Genomic DNA, 19,042 nt, shown 5'->3' with positions numbered 1-19,042 from the left:
TGAGTTCGCCGGTCAGCACGCCGCCGACCTTCATGGCGGTCGGCTTCGGCAGCGCCGCCTGACTGTCGGTGCCCTGCGCCGCCGCAGGCGAGGTCGAAAGGCAGGCCAGCGCGGCGAGAATCAGCGAGGGCTTGAGCAGTCGGTCGATCATCGGGTCCACTTCCGTATCGTTCAGAACAAGGTGCGCTGCCGCATTGCGGCCGACAGCGTGCCTTCGTCGAGATAGTCGAGTTCGCCGCCGACCGGCACGCCGTGGGCGAGCCGCGTCACTTTCACGTTGGCGTCCTGCAGGAGGTCGGTGACGTAATGTGCTGTGGTCTGGCCGTCGACGGTGGCGTTGAGCGCCAGAATGATCTCGCTGACCGCGGGATCATGGGCGCGCGCCACCAGTGCATCGATGGTCAGATCGTCGGGGCCGACGCCGTCGAGGGGAGACAGCGTGGCGCCGAGCACGTGGTAGCGGCCGTTCGTGGCGGAAGCGCGTTCGAGCGCCCACAGATCGGCGACGTCGGCCACCACCACGATGATCGACGGATCGCGCCGCGGATCGGTGCACACCGTGCAGGGATTCTGCGTGTCGATGTTGCCGCAGGTCTTGCAGACCTGGATCTTGTCGATCGCGACCTGCAGCGCCGCGGCGAGCGGGCCCATCAGCGCGTCGCGCTTCTTGATCAGATGCAGCGCGGCGCGCCGCGCCGAGCGCGGCCCCAATCCGGGCAGCCGCGCCAGCAACTGGATCAGACGTTCGATCTCGGGGCCTGCGACCGCAATCGCCATCGGGACGGCACCATTCGTGTCGGTGAATCAAAGCAGCGGCAGACGCTGCGGCGGCTGCCGGTCGGCGATGTGAGATTGCGAATCGCTATTGCGGAAAGACTAGCCCAGACCGAGCCCGGGCGGCAGGCCGAGGCCGCCGGTCAGCGCCTTCATCTTCTCCTGCATCGCGGCCTCGGCCTTGCGATGCGCGTCGCCGAGCGCCGCCATCACCAGATCTTCCAGCACGCCGACCTCGTCCGGCTTCACCAGCGACGGATCGATCGAAATCCCGCGCACTTCCATCTTGGCGGTCATCCGCACCTTGACGAGTCCGCCGCCGGACAGCCCCTCGACCTCGATCTGGTCGAGTTCGTCCTGCATCGCCTTCATCTTCGACTGCAGCTGCGCGGCCTGCTTCATCATGCCGAGAAAATCAGCCATGATCGGTTCCTCTCAGATTTGAAAACTTAGAAGTCGTCGTCTTCCTCGGCCGGCTCGACCGCGCCTTCGATAGCAGCATCGGTCTCGGCCGGCTCGGCGGCGAGCCGCCGCACCTCCATCACCTTGGCGCCGGGAAAGCGCGCCAGCACTTCCTGCACCCTGGGATCGTTCTCGGCGACGCGTTCGCGTTCGTTCTTGATCGCCTCGTTCTGCGAACGCAGCGTCGGCTGCCCCTGCTCGTTGGAGATCACCACCGTCCAGCGCCGGCCGGTCCATTGCTCCAGCTTGCGGCTGAGATCGCTGATCAGGCTGCGCGAGGCGGTGCGCTCCAGCGCCAGTTCGAGCTTGCCGTCCTCGATCCGCACCAGCCGCACGTCGGCTTCGAGCGCCATGCGGGTCATCACATCGCGTTTTTCGGAGGCGAGCGCGACCAGTTGCGGGAAACTGGTGATTTTGAGGACGCCGGGATCGGGCTGCGGGGTCGCGGCCGCGCTCGGCTGCGGCCTGGCCATCGACGGCTGGCTCATCGTCGAACCGCGCGAGCTCATAGCAACCGGCGCGGAGTAATTCGACTGCGCCGACGCGATCGCGGACGGCGCAGAAGGGGGCGCGCCGCGCGGCGCACTGCCGCCGGACGGCAGCGACCCGCCGCCGCCCTGCTCGATCATCCGGATCGCTTCGTCAGGCGTCGGCAGATCGGCCGCATAGGCGATCCGCACCAGCACCATCTCGGCGGCGGCGGCCGGACGCGTCGCGCCCTGCACCTCGGCGATGCCCTTGAGCAGCATCTGCCACATCCGCGACAGCACCCGCATCGACAGCTTGGTGGCGAACTCGCGGCCGCGCAGCCGCTCGGTCTCGCCGAACGCGACGTTGTCGGCGATCGCCGGCACGATCTTGACGCGGGTGACGAAATTGACGAATTCGGCGAGATCGCTCAGCACCACCACCGGATCGGCGCCGGTGTCGTACTGATCGCGGAATTCGGCGAACGCGGCCGCGATATCACCCCGCGCCAGCGCGTCGAACAGCTCGATCACGCGCGTCCGGTCGGCGAGGCCGAGCATCTGGCGGACCGCGTCGGCGCGCACCAGTCCGGCCGCATGCGCGATCGCCTGGTCGAACAGCGACAGCGAATCGCGCACCGAGCCTTCGGCCGCGCGGGCGATGATGCCCAGCGCTTCCGGCTCGACTTCGACGCCTTCCTTGGCGGCGATATTGCCCAGATGCGTCATCAGCACGTCGGCCTCGACGCGACGCAGGTCGAAGCGCTGGCAGCGCGACAGCACCGTCACCGGCACCTTGCGGATCTCGGTGGTGGCGAACACGAATTTGGCGTGCTCCGGCGGCTCCTCCAGCGTCTTCAGGAAGGCGTTGAACGCCGCCGTCGACAGCATGTGGACTTCGTCGATGATGTAGACCTTGTAGCGCGCGCTGGCCGGCGCATAGCGCACGCTGTCGTTGATCTGGCGGACATCGTCGACGCCGGTGTGCGAGGCGGCGTCCATTTCCAGCACGTCCATGTGCCGGCTTTCCATGATCGCCTTGCAGTGCACCCCGTGCACCGGCATGTGGATGCTCGGTCCCTTCACCGAGCCGTCCGGCATCTCGTAATTCAGCGCGCGCGCCAGGATGCGGGCGGTCGTGGTTTTGCCGACGCCGCGGACGCCGGTGAGAATCCAGGCCTGCGGAATCCGGCCGGTGTCGAACGCATTGGAGACGGTGCGCACCACCGCTTCCTGGCCGATCAGATCCTCGAAACTGTTGGGACGATATTTGCGCGCCAGCACCCGATAAGCGCCGGCCGGAGCGGCAGCCTCGGTCGTGGTCGAAGACGTCGGATGGTCGCCGGGGACGCCAGAATCGCTCATCGATCAGTCCGCAATGCTGTGCGTGTCGGGGCCGGATTGCGGAACGGAGTGGGGTGACGGCGTGGCAGGTTCATGCGGCTGACCGAATCACCCCACGCAGACCCGGCGAACGCCGGGAAACACCACCTTCGAACGGCCGGCACGCGGCCGAAAAACAGGTAGGAGACTGACGAGCGACCCGATCCGGACCTCGTTAGGGCTGCTTCCTTCCGGACCTGACCCGGTTGGCGAGTGGCTCGTCCACCGCCAATCTCCCGGTCCCTATTTGGAGCCAAACCCGCCCGAATGCAAGCCGCCCCGGGCGGCTTTGGACCTTCGGATAAACCGGGGTGAATCCGCACGGATCGGCGCGCAGCCGCCATGCGCCGAACAACACTCCAAACGCGTCCCGCCGCTTCCGCCGCCGCGGCCGGCTTGGTATGGATTCGGTCGACGCGCCCCACCGCACCGAAGAGCCCGCCCACAACGGGCCGATGGAACCTCAATGTCCTCCGACTGGTCGCTGAGCTCGCAGCTCGAAAAAGACACCATCAACATCGGCGATCTGCCACTCAGCCGGGTCCTGGTGATCAAGGATGCGCATTACCCGTGGCTGCTGCTGGTGCCGCGCCGCGCCGGCGCGGTCGAAATCATCGACCTCGACGAGGTCGAGCAGGCGCAGCTGATGACCGAGATCTCCCGGGTCGGACGGGCGCTGAAGGAGATCACCAAATGCGACAAGCTCAATATCGCGGCGCTGGGCAACATGGTGCCGCAGCTGCACGTCCACATCATCGCGCGGCGCACCAGCGATGCGGCCTGGCCGCGCCCGGTATGGGGCGTGATGCCGCCGCTGCCGCACGATCCGGAAGAAGTGCAGCAATTCATCAGCGCGCTCCGGCGCAAGATCTGGCTGGGGTAATCCGATGAGCAGCGCATTTCCCCTCGGCCATCCGGCCTTCGTCAGCAACGGTCTCGACCGCGCCGCGCACCTGCGCATGAACGATGCCAAGCTGATGGCGATGGAAGACAAGAGTGATACTCGCGCCTACGTGGTGCATCGCGATTCGCTGCTGGTGAAGCACGAAGACGGCGGCACCCGCGCGCTGCTCACCATCAAGGAAGCGATTTCACTCGGCGCCAATGCGGGCACGATCTTCCTCGGCCTGCGCGACGGCGCCGCGGTGTTCGGCATGGGCATCAGCGCGCCGGCAGCCGAGAAGCTGATTGGCCGGCCTGACGCCGGCCTCGCCGAGCTGCGCGGCATGGCGATGCAGGGCGTGCTGCCGCCTGACCAGCTCGCCGCGATCGCAGTGGCGAAATCGCTGGTCAATTGGCATCAGCGCCACGGCTATTGCGCCAATTGCGGCACTCGCACGTCGATGTCGCAAGGCGGCTGGAAGCGTGATTGCCCAAGCTGCAAGGCCGAACATTTCCCGCGGACCGATCCGGTGGTGATCATGCTGGTGACGGCTGGCGACAAATGCCTGCTCGGCCGGCAGAAGCAATTCCCCCCCGGGATGTATTCGTGCCTCGCCGGCTTCGTCGAAGCCGCCGAGACCATCGAGGATGCGGTGCGCCGCGAGATCCTCGAGGAGTCCGGCATCCGCTGCAGCGACGTGCGCTACTACATGACGCAGCCCTGGCCTTACCCATCCTCGCTGATGATCGGTTGTACGGCGATCGCCACCAGTGAGGACATCACCGTGGATTTGACCGAGCTCGAAGACGCGCGATGGTTCTCGCGCGAGGAAGCGACGCTGATGATGAAGCGCGAGCATCCGGACGGACTCGCCGGACCGCATCCGTTCGCGATCGCGCATCATCTCGTCGGCCGCTGGCTGGAAGGACAATCATGACCAACACCGCCAAGCCCAATCCGCGCGTGCTGTGCATCGGCATTCCGGTGCGTGACCTCACCTTCCGGATCGATGCGGTGCCGGGCCGCGGCTACAAGGTGCCGGCCAGTGCCTATCAGGAAATCTGCGGCGGCAACGCGCTCAATGCCGGCATCGGCATCGCACGCCTCGGCGGCACCGCGCGGATGTGTGGCCCAATGGGCGACAAGGACGAGGCCGCGGCGCACTTCTTGTTCGACAAGCTCGCCGAGGAAGGCATCGCGACCTCCGGGCTCATTCACATGCCCGGGCTCGTCACGCCGATTTCCGCAGTGCTGGTCGATCCGACCGGCGAACGCACCATCGTCACCTTCCGCGATCCGAAGCTGTGGGACGTCGAGCTGCCGCCCGCCGACGACCTACTGGCCGACTGCGACGCCATCATGATCGAGAGCCGCTGCGCCGGCTTCGCGACGCCGCTGTGCGCCGAAGCGCGCAAGTGCGGCATCCCGGTGGTGGTCGATATCGACAGCGCCATGTCGCTGAACCAGGGCCTGCTCACCGCCTCCTCGCATCTGATCTTCTCGGCCGAAGCCCTGCACGCCACTGCCGGCGTCGAGGACGACGAAGCGGCACTGAAGAAGGTCGCGGCGCTGACCCACGCCTTCGTCGCCGTTACTCGCGGCCCGAAGGGCACGCTGTGGCTCGACGACAATCAGCAATTCCAGGAGACACCGGCCTTCCCGGTCCACGTCGTCGACACCCTCGGCGCCGGCGACATCTTCCACGGCGCCTTCGCGGTGACCTTCAGCGAAGGCCAGGACATCCCCAGCGCCCTCCGCTTCGCCTCTGCTGCGGCAGCATTGAAATGCACAAGGCCGGGCGGCGCGTTCGCGTGCCCGAGCCGCGCGGAGGTCGAGGCGTTTTTGGCGGACAAGGCGAAGTGATCGCGCGTGCTACGTAACGCGCAGGATGGGTTAGGCGCCCTTGTGCCGTAACCCATCACTCCCCTTCAGCGTCGCGCGACAGGCTACGCGTTTCTCAACACCACCTCCGTCATTGCCGGGCTTGACCCGGCAATCCATCCTCTTCGCAAAGATTCGCTTCAACGCGCTGACGCGCGCGATGGATGCGCGGGTCAAGCCCGCGCATGACGGGAGTGGGCGGGGCGATGACATTGGCACGACGTACTCGTGGTCGTTCACGCAAGGCGGTTTTGCTGACGGGAACCCGTGCCACAGTATCGGCCGTCATCCTCCGCGAAAGCGGAGGATCCAGTATCCCAGAGTGCTCGCTGCTAACGCACTCAAGGCCAAAAAGCTCTCTGGAATACTGGGTCGCCCGGTCAAGCCGGGCGATGACTTCGGAGTGCGGGGCGGAAGCTTTGGATAGCTCCGATGACGCTCACCCCTGCCGCGGCTCCCATCCCGCCGGCGCCAGTTCGAAGTGCTTGAAATCAAATCCCGGGGCCACCGTGCAACCGACCAGCGTCCAGTCGCCGATCGCTGCCGCCGCCTGCCAGGCGTGTGGCGGAACTATCGCTTGCGGCACTTCGCCGGCCGCAACATCTGGGCCGAGCGTGAGTACGCGGGTGCCGTGGTCATCGGCAATCTGCAGCGTCAGCGGCGCGCCCGCGTAGTAGTGCCAGATCTCGACCGCATCGATGCGGTGCCAGTGCGAGCGTTCGCCGCGCGCCAGCAGGAAGTAGATCGCGGTCGAGAAGCTGCGGCCACCAAGGTCGCAGCGCGTGTCGCGAAATGTCTCGCGGTAATGACCGCCTTCGGGATGCGGCTGCAGATCGAGCCGCGCAATCACCTCGGCCGCGGTCAGGGACGAACTGATCACGAGTTGTTCTTGCGCTCGCGTATTTCGCCGAACACGTCGGCGGCGCTCTCTCCGGGGAGACCGACCGCGGCCGCGACCGACGGCACGTCGGCGCGCAGGAACACGTTGGCCTGCTTCTCCTCGCCGAGCGTCACCGGAATGGTCGGCTGGCCGGCGGCACGCTGCTGCTCGACCTGCTTGGCGCGCGCCTGCAGTGCCGCGTTGTCGGGCTCGATGGTCAGCGCGAACTTGACGTTGGAGGCGGTGTATTCGTGGCCGCAATACAGTTTGTAGTCGTCCGGCAATTCGCGCAGCTTGAGCAGCGACTCCCACATCATCGGATAGGTGCCCTCGAACACGCGGCCGCAGCCGATCGAGAACAGCGTGTCCGCCGCGAACAGCGCGCGATCCTCATCAAACACGTAGGAAATGTGATCGAGCGTGTGGCCGGGTGTCTCGAATACACGCGCCGACAGACCGCCGACCTTGACGACATCGCCCTCCTCGACCCGCAGGTCGACGTCGGCGATCTTGGCATTGGCGTCGTGCGGCGCGACGACCCGGCACTGATACTTCTGCTTCAATTCGGCGATGCCGCCGACATGGTCGCCATGATGATGCGTGACCAGAATATCCGTCAGCTTCCAGCCTTCCTTCTCCAGCGCGGCGATCAGCGGCGCGGCTTCCGGCGCATCGATCGACGCCGTGGCGCCGGTCGCCGAGTCGTGGACCAGATAGCCGAAATTGTCGGACAGGCAGGGAACGATGCGGATGTCGGCGGCCATGAATTCTCCCGGAGATTGGACCGGACGCCACAGCCAGGGCGGGCACCGGTCGACACGACGATAGTCTATCACGGACGCCATGACGGATGAAACGCGGGAAGCACCGCAGGCCGCCGCTGCACAAGGCCGCTTTGCCGGACGCGATGTCGGCATGGTAAAAGCCAACCATGACGATGGATGTGGTCAATCTGCGCGAATTCTACTCCAGCCGGCTCGGCGTGGTGGCGCGGCGACTCATCAATCGCGGTATCCAGAAGCGATGGCAGGATGCCAAGGGCCAGCGTGTGCTGGGGCTCGGCTATCCGACGCCGTATCTCGGGCTGTTCCGGGATAATTGCGAACGCTGCATCGCCTTCATGCCGGCTGCGCAGGGCGTGCTGAAATGGCCCACCGCGCGGGCCACGCTGTCGACGCTGGTCGAAGAGCGCGCCCTGCCGCTGCCCGATGCCGCGATCGACCGCATCCTGCTGGTGCATGCGCTGGAGATGTCGGACGATCCCGAAGCTTTGCTGCGCGAGGTCTGGCGGGTGCTGGCGCCGTCGGGACGGCTGCTGGCGGTGGTACCGAATCGCCGCGGCGTCTGGGCCCGGACCGACGCGACGCCGTTCGGTCATGGCCGGCCCTATTCGCGGTCGCAGATTTCCGAACTGCTGCGCCGGACCTGGTTCACGCCGGTGGCCTGGAGCGAGGCGCTGTTCGTGCCGCCGCTGCAGCAAGGCTGGCTGATGCGCTCGGCGCCCGCCTGGGAGCGGATCGGCGGCGCGACCTCGCTGCCGCTCGCCGGCGTGCACGTGGTGGAAGCCACCAAGCAGGTGGTGCGGCCGATCTCGGCCAAGCGCGAGCGCATCCGGCTGATCCCGTCGCTTGAACCCTCGCTGGTGCCGTCGCCGATGCAGGCGGACGATCCCGACGACCTGCCGCTGCGGCCGCGCTGAAACGAAAAAGGCCGCGCCGAAGCGCGACCCTTGATTTCCGAAACCGATCGGACCGTACCTCGGCGTTATTCGCCGCGCGAGACGTCCTCTGCCGGGGCAGGTGCTGCAGCTGCGGCAGCTTCGCCACGCGGCGTATGCGGCCGGCGCCGCCGACGCGGCGGAAAGCGTTCGCCACCACCGGCGCCTTCGAACGCCTGCGGGGGGACCTGCGGCTGCGGCCCGGTGATGAAAGACGGTAGGCGATCGACGCCGGCATCGACGCTCGGCTGCGGCTGGGGCTGCTCGGCACGCGGCGTGAACTGCGGCTGCGGACGGTGCTCACGCGGCTGCGGCTGTTCGCGAGGCTCGCGGGGCTGGAATTGCGGCTGCTCGCGCGGCTGATATTGCGGCTGCGACTGGACCGGCACCAGACCCGGCTCGGCGCCGAAATTCGAGTAATCGGCCTCTTCGTCGTCGCCGTCCGACATATCATTGTCGATGCGCGGCTGCTGCTGCTGCGGCTGGTTCTGCCGGAACTGCTCCTGCGCGGCCGCGATCAGACGAAAGTAGTGCTCGGCGTGCTGATAATAATTCTCCGCCGCAACAGGATCGCCCGAGGAGCGCGCATCGCGGGCAAGCTGAACGTATTTCTCGGCGACGTGAGAGGCGGTGCCGCGGATCTTGATATCGGGGCCGTTGGATTCGAACACCCGGGTCATCGGGTTCTGGCCGCGCCGATTATTGTTATTATTGCCGCCGTTGTTCCGGTTCCGCAGCCGCTTATTGTTCTGCCCGTTTCTCATGTCTTACCTTTTTACCGAGTCCAGTATGTCCCGATTACGCTGAGTATCTGAGAATCTCTGATCGTCGCGGAGCCTGTTCGGGCCTCAATCCGCCGTCGGCCTGATCTTTATTGCGCGCCCGAATGACCTGCTGCCGTCCGGACATCCGGTGGATCATCGACGCCCGATGTCCGCTGCAGGGCTCAGGAAGCCTCTCCGCAACAATGACCCGATCGGTATCGTCGGCACCGCGTGTCGCGTTCAACAAAGACGCGTTCCCCAACTCCGGAGCGCGCCGTGCCGCGCCGGCCGGACCCAACAAAGAACCCGCCGCAGCAGGCTCAGCTTCGCTTGCGTGAGTTCTTCAAGCGTAAAATCAGGCTTTCATTCGCTCCGCGACCGCGAGCAGCGCGGCTCATTCAAAGCCCCCGCGCTCAATCGATCCGCTGGTTTGGAACCCCTCGACACCCGGGTTCCTGACAAGAACTCTGTTCTTTTCTGGCCTATGACCGCAGACCCGCGGGACCAGTCAGGCTGGACCGATATCCTGGCCGGAACGTAGTCGCTCCCGACCGATTTTCCAAGCGTTTTTTGCAATCTATTCCGACGTTAAGCGGTCGATTTGCGACCCGAGACAACCCGCAAAATGCCTCCCAGATCCGCACGCGGCGCCTCCGAAACGACCAGCCCGGCAGCCCGCATCAAGGCGGCGACATCATCGCCCTGACCCTGCCCGATCTCCACCACCAGCGCGCCGCCGGGCCGCAGCAGACGCACCGATTCGGGAGCAATCAGCCGATAGGCATCGAGACCGTCGGCGCCGCCGTCCAAGGCGCGGCGCGGATCGTGATCGCGCACCTCGATATCTAGCGCCGCGATATCACCGGCCGGGATGTATGGCGGGTTGGAGACGATCAGATCGAACGCTCCGCTGAGCGCAGACGCGTAGTCACAAGCGACGAAGTGGGCGCGATCCGACAGCGCGAGCGCCACCGCATTGGCGCGGGCGATGCGAAGTGTGCCGAGGTTGATATCGGTCGCGATGCCGGTCGCGTCACGGCACTCGTCCAGCAGCGCCAGCAGGATCGCGCCGGAGCCCGTGCCGATGTCGAGGATGCGCGGTCGCGGACAAGGCCCGGCGCGGAGGAAGTCCAGCGCCACTTCGACGACGGTCTCGGTGTCCGGGCGCGGCACCAGCGTGTCGGGGCCGAGCCGCAGCGGCAATCCCCAGAACTCGCGCTGCCCGAGGATCCGAGCCACCGGTTCGCCTGCCAGTCGTCGCGCCACGAAGCCGGCCAGACGTTCGGCCTCCGCCGCTGCAAGGACGCGGTCACTGTGTCGGACAAGCCCAGTGAGATCGAGCCCGACCGCCTCGCCGACCAGCAGCCGTGCGTCGAGGTCCGGCGAATCGAGAGCGGCATCCTTGAATAGCTGGCCGACTGCACGGCGTGCTGCCGCAAGCGTTAGACCGCTCAGTGCGATCGTCACCGAGGCCGCATGCCGCGAGGCGTCGGCGGAGCCGTTGGTCACGCAGCGTCGCTTTGCGCCGCGAGCTGTGCGGCCTGGTGCTCGGTGGTGAGCGCATCGATCAGTTCGCCGAGCGCTTCGCCGGCGATCACTTGCGGCAGCTTGTACAGCGTGAGGTTGATACGATGGTCGGTGACGCGTCCCTGCGGGAAATTGTAGGTGCGGATTCGCTCGGAGCGATCTCCCGACCCGACCTTCTCCTTGCGCTCGGCAGATCGCGCCGCGTCGACACGCTGCCGCTCGGCATCGTAGATGCGCGAGCGCAGGATGTTCATGGCCGAGGCGCGGTTCTTATGCTGCGAGCGGCTGTCCTGCATCATCACCACGATGCCGGTCGGCAGATGCGTGATGCGAATCGCCGATTCGGTCTTGTTGACGTGCTGACCGCCAGCGCCCTGCGCCCGCATGGTTTCGATCCGCAGGTCTTCTTGCTTGATGTCGACGTCGACATCTTCCACTTCGGGCAGCACCGCGACGGTCGCGGCGGATGTGTGAATGCGGCCCTGCGTTTCGGTATCCGGCACGCGCTGGACACGATGCACGCCAGATTCGAATTTCAGCTTGGCGAAGGCGCCGCGCCCCTTCACCTCGGCGATGATTTCCTTGTAGCCGCCGACGGTGCCTTCGCTGGCCGAGATCACCTCGACGCTCCAGCCCTGCAGGGCGGCGAACTTCTCGTACATCCGGAACAGGTCGCCGGCGAACAGCGAGGCCTCGTCCCCGCCGGTGCCGGCGCGGATTTCCAGCATGACGTTGCGGTCGTCCATCGCGTCCTTCGGCAGCAGCGCCACGCGGATCTGCTGGATCAGCTCTTCGAGATGACCGTCGAGCGCCGCGCGCTCGGCTTCGGCCATCGCGCGGATATCCGGATCGGCATCGGGATCCTCGAGCAGTTCCTCGATGCCGCCCATTTCGTCGCGCACTTCGCGATAGGCCTTCACCGCCTCGATCAGCGGATTGAGATCGGACAGTTCGCGGGTGATCCGCACATAGTCGGCAGCGCCGACATCGCCGCTGACCAGTTGCGCTTCGAGCGCGGCATGGTGCGCGAGGAGAACGTCGAGCTTGGCTTCGGGCAGGTTGGACATGGATCGATCTCGGAGAACAGATACGGCAGCGCGGCAGACGACGGCGTCGTCATGAAAGCAGCGTCGCTACAAGGGAAGCCGATGCGCCTCGGCGAATTCCGCCAGCTTCTCGCGGATCGAGACGCTGCCGGCCGGCTGATCCAGTAGCGGCGAGATCGCAGCCTCCGCCTTGGCGGCATCGAGTTCGAGAATCATCGCCTTCACCGGACCGTGCGACAGCGCCGACACCGACAGCGAGCGATAGCCGACCGCGATCAGCGCCAAGGCGGCGATCGGCTGCGACGCCATCTCGCCGCACAGCGACACCGACCGCTTCGCGGCCTTGCCCTTGCGCACGATGTCGCGCAGCGCCCGCAGGATCGGCGCCGACAGCGTATCGAACCGGTCCGACACTTTGGAGTTGCCGCGATCGACCGCGAACAGGAACTGGAACAGGTCGTTGGAGCCGACCGAGACGAAGTCGACCTTCTTCAGCAATTCGTCGAGCTGATACAGCAGCGCTGGGACCTCGACCATGGTGCCGACGTCGACCCGCTCCGGCAGCGTATGGCCGTGCTGACGCAGATAGGTCAGCTCGCGCTCGACGATCGACTTGGCGGCGTCGAACTCCGCCACCTCGGAGACCATCGGGAACATGATACGCAGGTAGCGACCGCCGCCGGCGCGTAGCAGCGCGCGGATCTGGCTGCGCAGCAGGCCGGGGCGGTCGAGCCCGAGCCGGATCGCGCGCCAGCCGAGCGCCGGGTTCTCCTCGACCACCGTCTCCATATAGGGCAGCGCCTTGTCGCCGCCGATATCGAGCGTGCGGAAAGTCACGGGCTTGCTGCCTGCGGCGTCGAGCACGGCGCGGTACAGCGCCAGCTGATCGCTCGACCGCGGCAGGCTCTGGCCGATCATGAATTGCAGCTCGGTACGAAACAGGCCGATGCCGGACGAGCCGGTGTCTTCGATATGCGGCAGGTCGATCGCCAGGCCGGCATTGATCATCAGATCGACCGGCTGGCCGTCCTTAGTGACGCATGGCAGATCGCGCAGCGCAGAATACTGCGCCTGCCGGCGCGCGCGGAAGCGCACGCGCTCGGCATAAGCGGCTTCGATTTCGGCCGAGGGCCGCACGTAGATCGAGCCGGAGGTGGCATCGACGATGATGGCGTCGCCGGGATCCGCGATGCCCGGCGCGTTCGGCACTTCGCCGACCGCCGCAATGCCGAGCGCACGCGCCACGATCGCAACGTGCGAATTGGCGGTGCCTTCTTCGAGCACCAGGCCGCGCAGCCGTTTGCGATCATAGTCGAGCAGCGCCGCGGGCCCCATCGAACGGGCGATCAGGATCGCGTTCTCGGGCAAATGCTCGCGCGACGGCGCGTGGTTCTGGCCGACGAGTTGGCGCATCAGCCGATGGCCGAGATCCTCGAGATCGTGCAGGCGTTCACGCAGATAAGGATCGGTCGAGCGCAGCATCCGGGCGCGCGTGTCCGACTGCACGCGCTCGACGGCGGCCTCGGCGGTGAGGCCGGTCGCCACCGCCTCGTGCAGCTTGTGGGACCAGCCGTGGTCGTTGGCGAACATCCGGTAGGCTTCGAGCACGTCGCGATGCTCGCCGCCGTCAGCGACGTCGCCGCGCTCCAGCAGGCGGTCGAGGTCGGAGCGGAGATTGGCGAGTGCGCTGTCGAGCCGCTTGATCTCCTTCGGCAGATCCTCGGCGATGTAGTTGGTGATGACGACGCGTGGCTCGTGCAGCACGACGTGGCCGAGCGCGATGCCGTCGGACAGCACCGCGCCGGTTTTGTGGATCGAGTGCCGGGCCGCAGGTTCGGCACCGGGCTGGGCCAGCGCCGACAGTTCGCCCGACGCGATCATCTCGGCGAGCACCATCGCGGTGGTCTGCAGCGCCTCGACTTCTTCCTCGACATAGGTGCGCTTGGCGCGGTTCTGCACCACCAGCACGCCGAGCGTATTGCCGGCGCGCAGGATCGGCACACCGAGGAACGAGTGATAGATCTCTTCGCCGGTCTCCGGGCGGAACGAGAACGCCGGATGGCTCTGCGCGTCGGAGAGGTTCAGCGGCGTCGCCTCGGACGCCACCAGGCCGACAAGGCCCTCGTGGGCGCTCAGCACGGTCTGGTGCACAGCCTCGCGGTTCAGACCTTCGGTCGCGTAGAGCTCGAGGGTATTGTCGACGCGCAGCACGTAGGTCGAGCACACCTCCGCCACCATGTTGGCGGCGATCAGAACGACGATCTTGTCCAGCCGTTCCTGCGCGGAGACTTGCTCCGCCATGGTTTCACGGAGCCGTCTCAGCAAGACGCGGGGGCCGCCCGACGTGCTCCGCATGTGCCGACATCTCCCCTGAAATGACTCACCGCCGACGCTCAGAGCGCCGGCGACAATCCCTTTCGCCGCAAACGTGACCGGCAGCGAGTCCGCCAGTCTCGACGCACGCCGGAGCAGGCCGCTTCACCGCCCGATCCGGCCATCGCAACGCAACAGAAACCGGCTTTTCAGCCGCCTCGCCGACGCCGCGCGCCCATCAGGCCGTATAGCGAATTGAGGCTTGATTTGCCAAGCAAAACGCCTGCCAGGGGCGGCCACGAACGTCCGTCGCGCACCGTCTTAAATCACTACAAAATTGTTCTAAACTTGATCCAATCCATACAACGTATGCAACGTCCGCACCGCCAGTTCAGTATAGGCCGCGTCGATCAACACCGAGAACTTGATTTCCGACGTGGTGATCGCCCGGATGTTGATGTTACGCGCCGCAAGCGCAGCGAAGGCCTGGGCAGCGACGCCCGCATGGCTGCGCATGCCCGAGCCGATCACCGACACCTTGGCGACATCGGTCTCGCTGTCGAAGCGGGCGTAGCCGATCTTGTCCTGCGCCGACGTGATGGTCTGCTTGGCGCGGGCGAAATCCGCCGCCGGCACCGTGAAGGTCAGATCGGTGGTCTTGCCGTCTTCCGACACGTTCTGGACGATCATGTCGACATTGATATTGGCATCGGCCAGCGGCCCGAAGATCGACGCCGCCACCCCCGGCTTGTCCTCGATCCGGCGGACCGAGATCTGGGCTTCGTCCTTCGAGAAGGCGATGCCGGTGACGACGTGGTTCTCCATGATTTTCTCCTCGCTGCAGATCAGCGTGCCCGGCGGCGTGCCGTGCGGATCGATGTCTTCGGGTTTGTCGAACGAGGACCGCACGAAGATCGGCACGTTGTAGACCATGCCGAGTTCGACCGAACGGACCTGCAGCACCTTGGCGCCCTGCGAGGCCAGTTCCAGCATCTCCTCGAACGCCACCTTGTCGAGCCGCTTGGCCTTCGGCACCACCCGCGGATCGGTGGTGTAGACGCCGTCGACGTCGGTGTAGATGTCGCAGCGATCAGCCTTGAGCGCCGCCGCGATTGCCACCGCCGAGGTGTCCGAACCGCCGCGGCCGAGCGTGGTGATCCGGCCCGTTTCAGCGTTGATGCCCTGGAAGCCGGCGATCACCGCGACTTCCTTGCGCTCGCCAAACCGCTTGATGATCTCGCCGCCGTCGATGTCAATGATGCGAGCCGAAGCATGGGCGTCGCTGGTGCGGATCGGCAGCTGCCATCCCTGCCAGGACCGTGCCTGGATACCCAGCGCCTGCAAGGCGATCGCCAGCAGCCCCGAGGTCACCTGCTCGCCGGACGCCACCACGGCGTCGTATTCGCGGGCGTCGTGCATCGGCGACGCCTCGGTGCACCAGGCCACCAGTTCGTTGGTCTTGCCGGCCATGGCGGAGACCACGACGGCGACCTCATGGCCGGCATCGACCTCGCGTTTGACATGGCGCGCGACGTTCTGGATGCGCTCGATATTGGCGACGGACGTGCCGCCGAATTTCATCACCAGCCGGCCCATGACGAATAGTGCAATCCCTGCAGACAACGAGTATGGATGGCGCGGAATCCGCCAGTCGGCAGCCGCGTGGCGCGTCATACACAGCGCCGCGGGTTCGGGCAAGCAACCGAACGGCCCGGGCGGAACCGGGGCGGGCATCGGACGCCCGCGACGGCGCGGACAAGCGAATCTGGGAGCACGGCGAACCGCCATGGCATTGCAACACGAGACCCCCGGCGCGCCGGCGTCGACCGTCGACCCCGCCGAGATCGCCAAATTCTCCAAACTCTCGGCCGAATGGTGGGATCCGACCGGCAAGATGGCGCCGCTCCACCGGATCAACCCGCTGCGCATCAGCTTCATCCGCGACGCCGCGTGCCGCAAATTCGACCGCAACGCCAAGAGCCTGAGCTGCCTGTCCGGGCTGCGGATGCTGGACATCGGCTGCGGCGCTGGCCTCTTGTGCGAGCCGTTCACCCGGCTCGGCGCCCAGGTGATCGGCATCGACCCCTCGGCCACCAATATCGCGGCCGCCAAGCTGCACGCCGACAAGTCGCATCTGGCGATCGACTACCGCAACGTCATGGTCGAGGAGATCGACCCGCGCGAGCGCTTCGACATCGTACTGGCGATGGAGGTGATCGAACACGTCACCGACGTCGGCGCCTTCCTGTCGCGCTGCGCCGCGCTGATGAAGCCGACCGGCATGATGGTGGTAGCCACCCTCAACCGCAACTGGAAGAGCTTTGCGCTCGCCATCGTCGGCGCCGAATATGTGATGCGCTGGCTGCCGCGCGGCACGCATCAATGGGACAAGTTCGTCACCCCGGCCGAACTGGAGCAGCACCTGAGCGGCATGAAGCTGGTCGTCACCGAACAATCCGGCATGACCTACAACCCGCTGGCCGACCGCTGGAAACTCTCGCCCGACATGGACGTGAACTACATGGTGGTGGCAGAGACCGCGCCGTAGTTATTCTACCGCGACCGATTGCGCTTTTTGCGAAGTGGATGGATGCGCGGGTCAAGCCCGCGCATGACGGCCTTGTTGTTACGCGACTTCTTACGTTCAAATCTGCGTCCGAAGAGTTTGTAGCAATGCCTGGCCGCATCTTCCGCCGTCATTGCCGGGCTTGACCCGGCAATCCATCCCTCTTCGACAAATCTGACCGTCGGGACACAGCAAGAGCCCCCCGTCATTGCGAACGAAGCCAAATCGATGCAGCTCACTGCACGGCGCTGGATTGCTTCGTCGCCTTGCTCCTCGCAATGACGCGCACAACTACACACCCCTTAGAATAATCACCGTCGGCGTCCCCGGCAGCGTGTCGCGCGAGATGCGCAGCACGCTGTCGTTGCGTTTGTCAATCGCGAAGTTCTGCCCGATGCGGCGCATGAAGTCGTCGAGCGGGGTCATGAAGCGGTGCATCGGCAGCACCACCGAGGCGCGGAGTCGCTTGGTGATATCGGAGATGCCGGCAAGCGACATCGTGTAGCTGCCGTCGATCGGCACCATCAGGATGTCGATCCGGCCGATCGCCGCGAAGTGACTCTCGTCGAGCGTGGTGTGCAAATGGCCGAGATGCGCGATACACAGTCCGGCCACTTCGAAGATGAAGATCGAATTGCCATCCTTGATCATGCCGCCGGCGCCGTCGTCGAACATGTAGCGGCGGATGTCGGTGGTGACGTTGCGGATCAGGACGTCGCCGACGCGCTCGTAGATCTTCGCCGGCTGCCCGTCCGTGCCCCAGCCGTGCAGCACATGCGCGATCTTCGGATCTGGCGCGAGCGTGTAGTGGGTCGCATGCGCGCGGTTCATGGTGACGACGTCCGGGGTTCGGCCGGTGTCGTAAGTGCCGCTGTAATCGGTCGCCACCATCACGCCGCCGGGGCTTTCGATCGTGTAGGTGGCGTGGCCCCGATAGGTGATCAGCACCTGCTCGGCCGCCGCGGCGCGGCGCAGGCTGACCGGGATCGCCCGCGGCCCCTGCGCCATCGCCAGACACTCGCTGCCGCGGAAGCCCTCTGCGGCTCGCGCCGGCGTAACCAGCAGCGTGACCAGGGCGGCGAGGACGGCAAGGCAGCGCAGCATGGCGGTGTCGCTCCGTTCGAGGCGGGCAAAGTGTAGCTGTAAATTACGCGAGCACCAGCGCGACCGGGGCGCGCAACGCTGGCATGATCCCGTTCCGGTTGACCGCAGCGGCCGACGCCGCCACGGTGCCGCGCCCTCCAGCTTCGATCTCAGCATGCTCACCCTCGCCTCACTCTGGATCCCATTCACGATCGTCGCCGCGCTCGGCCAAGTGGCGCGCAACGCGATGCAGCGGTCGCTGACCGGGCCGCTCGGCACCTGGGGCGCCACCAATATCCGCTTCCTGTTCGGGTTTCCGTTCTCGATCCTGTTCTTCGTTCTGGTGATCGCCGCCACCGGCGACGCTGTGCCGTGGCCGACGATCGAGTTCTGGCCGTGGCTGCTGCTCGGCGCACTGTCGCAGATCCTCGCCACCGGGCTGATGCTGGCGGCGATGAACGAGCGCTCCTTCGTGGTCACCACCGCGTATCTGAAGACCGAGGCGATCCAGACCGCGATCTTCGGCTTCGTGTTCCTCGGCGATCATCTGGATCTGTGGAAGGTTGTCGCCATCCTGATCGCCACCGTCGGCGTGGTGATCACCGCGCTACGGCCCGGCAGCACCCGCAACCTCGCCAGCCTGCGGCCGACGCTGCTCGGCCTCGCCGCCGCAGCAGCGTTCGCAATGTCGGCGGTCGGGTTTCGCGGCGCCATCATCGTGGTGCCAGGGGTCACCTTCGTCACCGCCGCGAGCTATACGCTGGTGTTCGCACTCGGCGTCCAGACGCTGGTGCTGACGATCTATCTGCTGGCGCGGGCGCCAAAGGTGCTGCGCGAAATCCTGCAGCTGTGGAAACCGTCGATGCTGGCCGGCTTCGTCGGCGCGCTCGCTTCGCAATTCTGGTTTCTGGCGTTTGCCCTCACCGCGGCCGCCAATGTCCGGACGCTGGCGCTGGTCGAGGTGCTGTTCGCCCAGGCCGTGGCCTACTACTCGTTCAAGCAGCCGCTGTCGGCCCGCGAACTCGGCGGCACGGCGTTGATCGTGCTCGGCGTGGCGCTGCTGGTCGCAGCCTGATCACTTCACAACGATGATCACCGCGCCGGCGGCGATCAGCGCAATGCCGAGCCAATGCATGGCGCTCGGCCGCTCGCCGAGGAACGCAAAGGCGAACAGCGCCACGAGCACGACGCTGAGCTTGTCGATCGGCGCCACCAGCGTGGCCGGCCCGAGCTTCAGCGCCCTGAAGTAACACAGCCACGACGCTCCGGTGCACAGCCCGGACAGCACCAGGAAAA

General features: G+C 66.1%; 18 protein-coding genes and 1 other RNA gene. 6 read left to right on the top strand and 13 right to left on the bottom strand.

Annotated elements, in window-relative coordinates:
* Positions 1 to 171: 171 nt before the first annotated feature.
* From recR to ffs, 4 genes are all read right to left on the bottom strand, one after another.
* Positions 172 to 777, bottom strand: a complete 606-nt coding sequence (recR, locus tag ACOJTD_RS19260; protein WP_054164718.1) for a recombination mediator RecR — start codon at positions 775 to 777, stop codon at positions 172 to 174.
* Between the two features lie 99 nt (positions 778 to 876).
* On the bottom strand, positions 877 to 1,197 hold the full coding sequence (locus ACOJTD_RS19255; protein ID WP_119855200.1) for a YbaB/EbfC family nucleoid-associated protein: 321 nt from the start codon (positions 1,195 to 1,197) through the stop codon (positions 877 to 879).
* 26 nt (positions 1,198 to 1,223) lie between these two features.
* Positions 1,224 to 3,068 (bottom strand): DNA polymerase III subunit gamma/tau, encoded by a 1,845-nt coding sequence (locus ACOJTD_RS19250; protein ID WP_420134473.1) that lies wholly within the window; start codon positions 3,066 to 3,068, stop codon positions 1,224 to 1,226.
* Positions 3,069 to 3,226: 158 nt separating this feature from the next.
* Positions 3,227 to 3,323: signal recognition particle sRNA small type (gene ffs, locus ACOJTD_RS19245), an RNA gene on the bottom strand.
* 229 nt (positions 3,324 to 3,552) lie between these two features.
* Between ffs and ACOJTD_RS19240 the strand changes: the two genes are divergently transcribed.
* Genes ACOJTD_RS19240 through ACOJTD_RS19230 form a run of 3 tightly spaced genes read left to right on the top strand, consistent with a single transcriptional unit; the run spans position 3,553 to position 5,832 of the window.
* Positions 3,553 to 3,969, top strand: coding sequence for an HIT domain-containing protein (locus ACOJTD_RS19240; RefSeq protein WP_254983837.1), 417 nt, complete (start codon positions 3,553 to 3,555; stop codon positions 3,967 to 3,969).
* Between the two features lie 4 nt (positions 3,970 to 3,973).
* Positions 3,974 to 4,906, top strand: a complete 933-nt coding sequence (gene nudC / locus ACOJTD_RS19235) for an NAD(+) diphosphatase (RefSeq protein ID WP_420134472.1) — start codon at positions 3,974 to 3,976, stop codon at positions 4,904 to 4,906.
* Positions 4,903 to 5,832, top strand: a complete 930-nt coding sequence (locus tag ACOJTD_RS19230; protein ID WP_420134471.1) for a sugar kinase — start codon at positions 4,903 to 4,905, stop codon at positions 5,830 to 5,832. Before nudC ends, ACOJTD_RS19230 begins: the two co-directional genes overlap by 4 nt.
* Before the next feature lie 457 nt (positions 5,833 to 6,289).
* Here ACOJTD_RS19230 and ACOJTD_RS19225 read toward each other — a convergent pair whose 3' ends face one another.
* Positions 6,290 to 6,730 (bottom strand): cupin domain-containing protein, encoded by a 441-nt coding sequence (locus ACOJTD_RS19225; protein WP_420134470.1) that lies wholly within the window; start codon positions 6,728 to 6,730, stop codon positions 6,290 to 6,292.
* Positions 6,727 to 7,494 (bottom strand): hydroxyacylglutathione hydrolase, encoded by a 768-nt coding sequence (gene gloB, locus ACOJTD_RS19220; protein ID WP_420134469.1) that lies wholly within the window; start codon positions 7,492 to 7,494, stop codon positions 6,727 to 6,729. The genes ACOJTD_RS19225 and gloB overlap by 4 nt, the downstream gene beginning before the upstream one ends.
* Before the next feature lie 167 nt (positions 7,495 to 7,661).
* Between gloB and ACOJTD_RS19215 the strand changes: the two genes are divergently transcribed.
* Positions 7,662 to 8,429 carry a class I SAM-dependent methyltransferase gene (locus ACOJTD_RS19215; RefSeq protein ID WP_420134468.1) on the top strand — a complete coding sequence of 256 codons (768 nt, stop codon included), beginning with the start codon at positions 7,662 to 7,664 and terminating at the stop codon, positions 8,427 to 8,429.
* A 65-nt stretch (positions 8,430 to 8,494) separates the two neighbouring features.
* Here the strand turns inward: ACOJTD_RS19215 and ACOJTD_RS19210 are convergent, their stop codons facing one another.
* The 5 genes from ACOJTD_RS19210 to ACOJTD_RS19190 all read right to left on the bottom strand — a co-directional run bounded on the left by ACOJTD_RS19210 (position 8,495) and on the right by ACOJTD_RS19190 (position 15,693).
* Positions 8,495 to 9,211, bottom strand: coding sequence for a DUF4167 domain-containing protein (locus ACOJTD_RS19210; RefSeq protein ID WP_420134467.1), 717 nt, complete (start codon positions 9,209 to 9,211; stop codon positions 8,495 to 8,497).
* Positions 9,212 to 9,799: 588 nt separating this feature from the next.
* Positions 9,800 to 10,678 carry a peptide chain release factor N(5)-glutamine methyltransferase gene (gene prmC, locus ACOJTD_RS19205; RefSeq protein WP_420134475.1) on the bottom strand — a complete coding sequence of 293 codons (879 nt, stop codon included), beginning with the start codon at positions 10,676 to 10,678 and terminating at the stop codon, positions 9,800 to 9,802.
* Positions 10,679 to 10,716: 38 nt separating this feature from the next.
* Positions 10,717 to 11,805, bottom strand: a complete 1,089-nt coding sequence (gene prfA / locus ACOJTD_RS19200) for a peptide chain release factor 1 (protein ID WP_420134466.1) — start codon at positions 11,803 to 11,805, stop codon at positions 10,717 to 10,719.
* A 66-nt stretch (positions 11,806 to 11,871) separates the two neighbouring features.
* A complete protein-coding gene (ptsP, locus tag ACOJTD_RS19195) occupies positions 11,872 to 14,139 on the bottom strand; it encodes a phosphoenolpyruvate--protein phosphotransferase (RefSeq protein ID WP_420134465.1) in 2,268 nt (755 codons plus the stop codon).
* A gap of 300 nt (positions 14,140 to 14,439) precedes the next feature.
* Positions 14,440 to 15,693, bottom strand: a complete 1,254-nt coding sequence (locus ACOJTD_RS19190) for an aspartate kinase (protein WP_420134474.1) — start codon at positions 15,691 to 15,693, stop codon at positions 14,440 to 14,442.
* Positions 15,694 to 15,883: 190 nt separating this feature from the next.
* On the opposite strand from ACOJTD_RS19190, the gene ubiG reads away from it, so the two are divergent.
* A complete protein-coding gene (ubiG, locus tag ACOJTD_RS19185) occupies positions 15,884 to 16,645 on the top strand; it encodes a bifunctional 2-polyprenyl-6-hydroxyphenol methylase/3-demethylubiquinol 3-O-methyltransferase UbiG (RefSeq protein WP_420134464.1) in 762 nt (253 codons plus the stop codon).
* 309 nt (positions 16,646 to 16,954) lie between these two features.
* On the opposite strand, the gene ACOJTD_RS19180 is transcribed toward ubiG, so the two are convergent.
* On the bottom strand, positions 16,955 to 17,767 hold the full coding sequence (locus tag ACOJTD_RS19180) for an MBL fold metallo-hydrolase (RefSeq protein WP_420134463.1): 813 nt from the start codon (positions 17,765 to 17,767) through the stop codon (positions 16,955 to 16,957).
* A gap of 154 nt (positions 17,768 to 17,921) precedes the next feature.
* Between ACOJTD_RS19180 and ACOJTD_RS19175 the strand changes: the two genes are divergently transcribed.
* Entirely contained in the window at positions 17,922 to 18,821 is a 900-nt protein-coding gene (locus ACOJTD_RS19175) for an EamA family transporter (protein ID WP_420134462.1), read from the top strand.
* Here the strand turns inward: ACOJTD_RS19175 and ACOJTD_RS19170 are convergent.
* Positions 18,822 to 19,042: EamA family transporter (locus tag ACOJTD_RS19170; RefSeq protein ID WP_420134461.1), on the bottom strand; the 221-nt coding region annotated here is incomplete at its 5' end.

Source organism: Rhodopseudomonas sp. (genome assembly GCF_048594845.1).
GTDB lineage: Bacteria > Pseudomonadota > Alphaproteobacteria > Rhizobiales > Xanthobacteraceae > Rhodopseudomonas.
The sequence above is the reverse complement of the archived record's forward strand: the minus strand, read 5'-3'. Positions and strand labels throughout refer to the sequence as shown.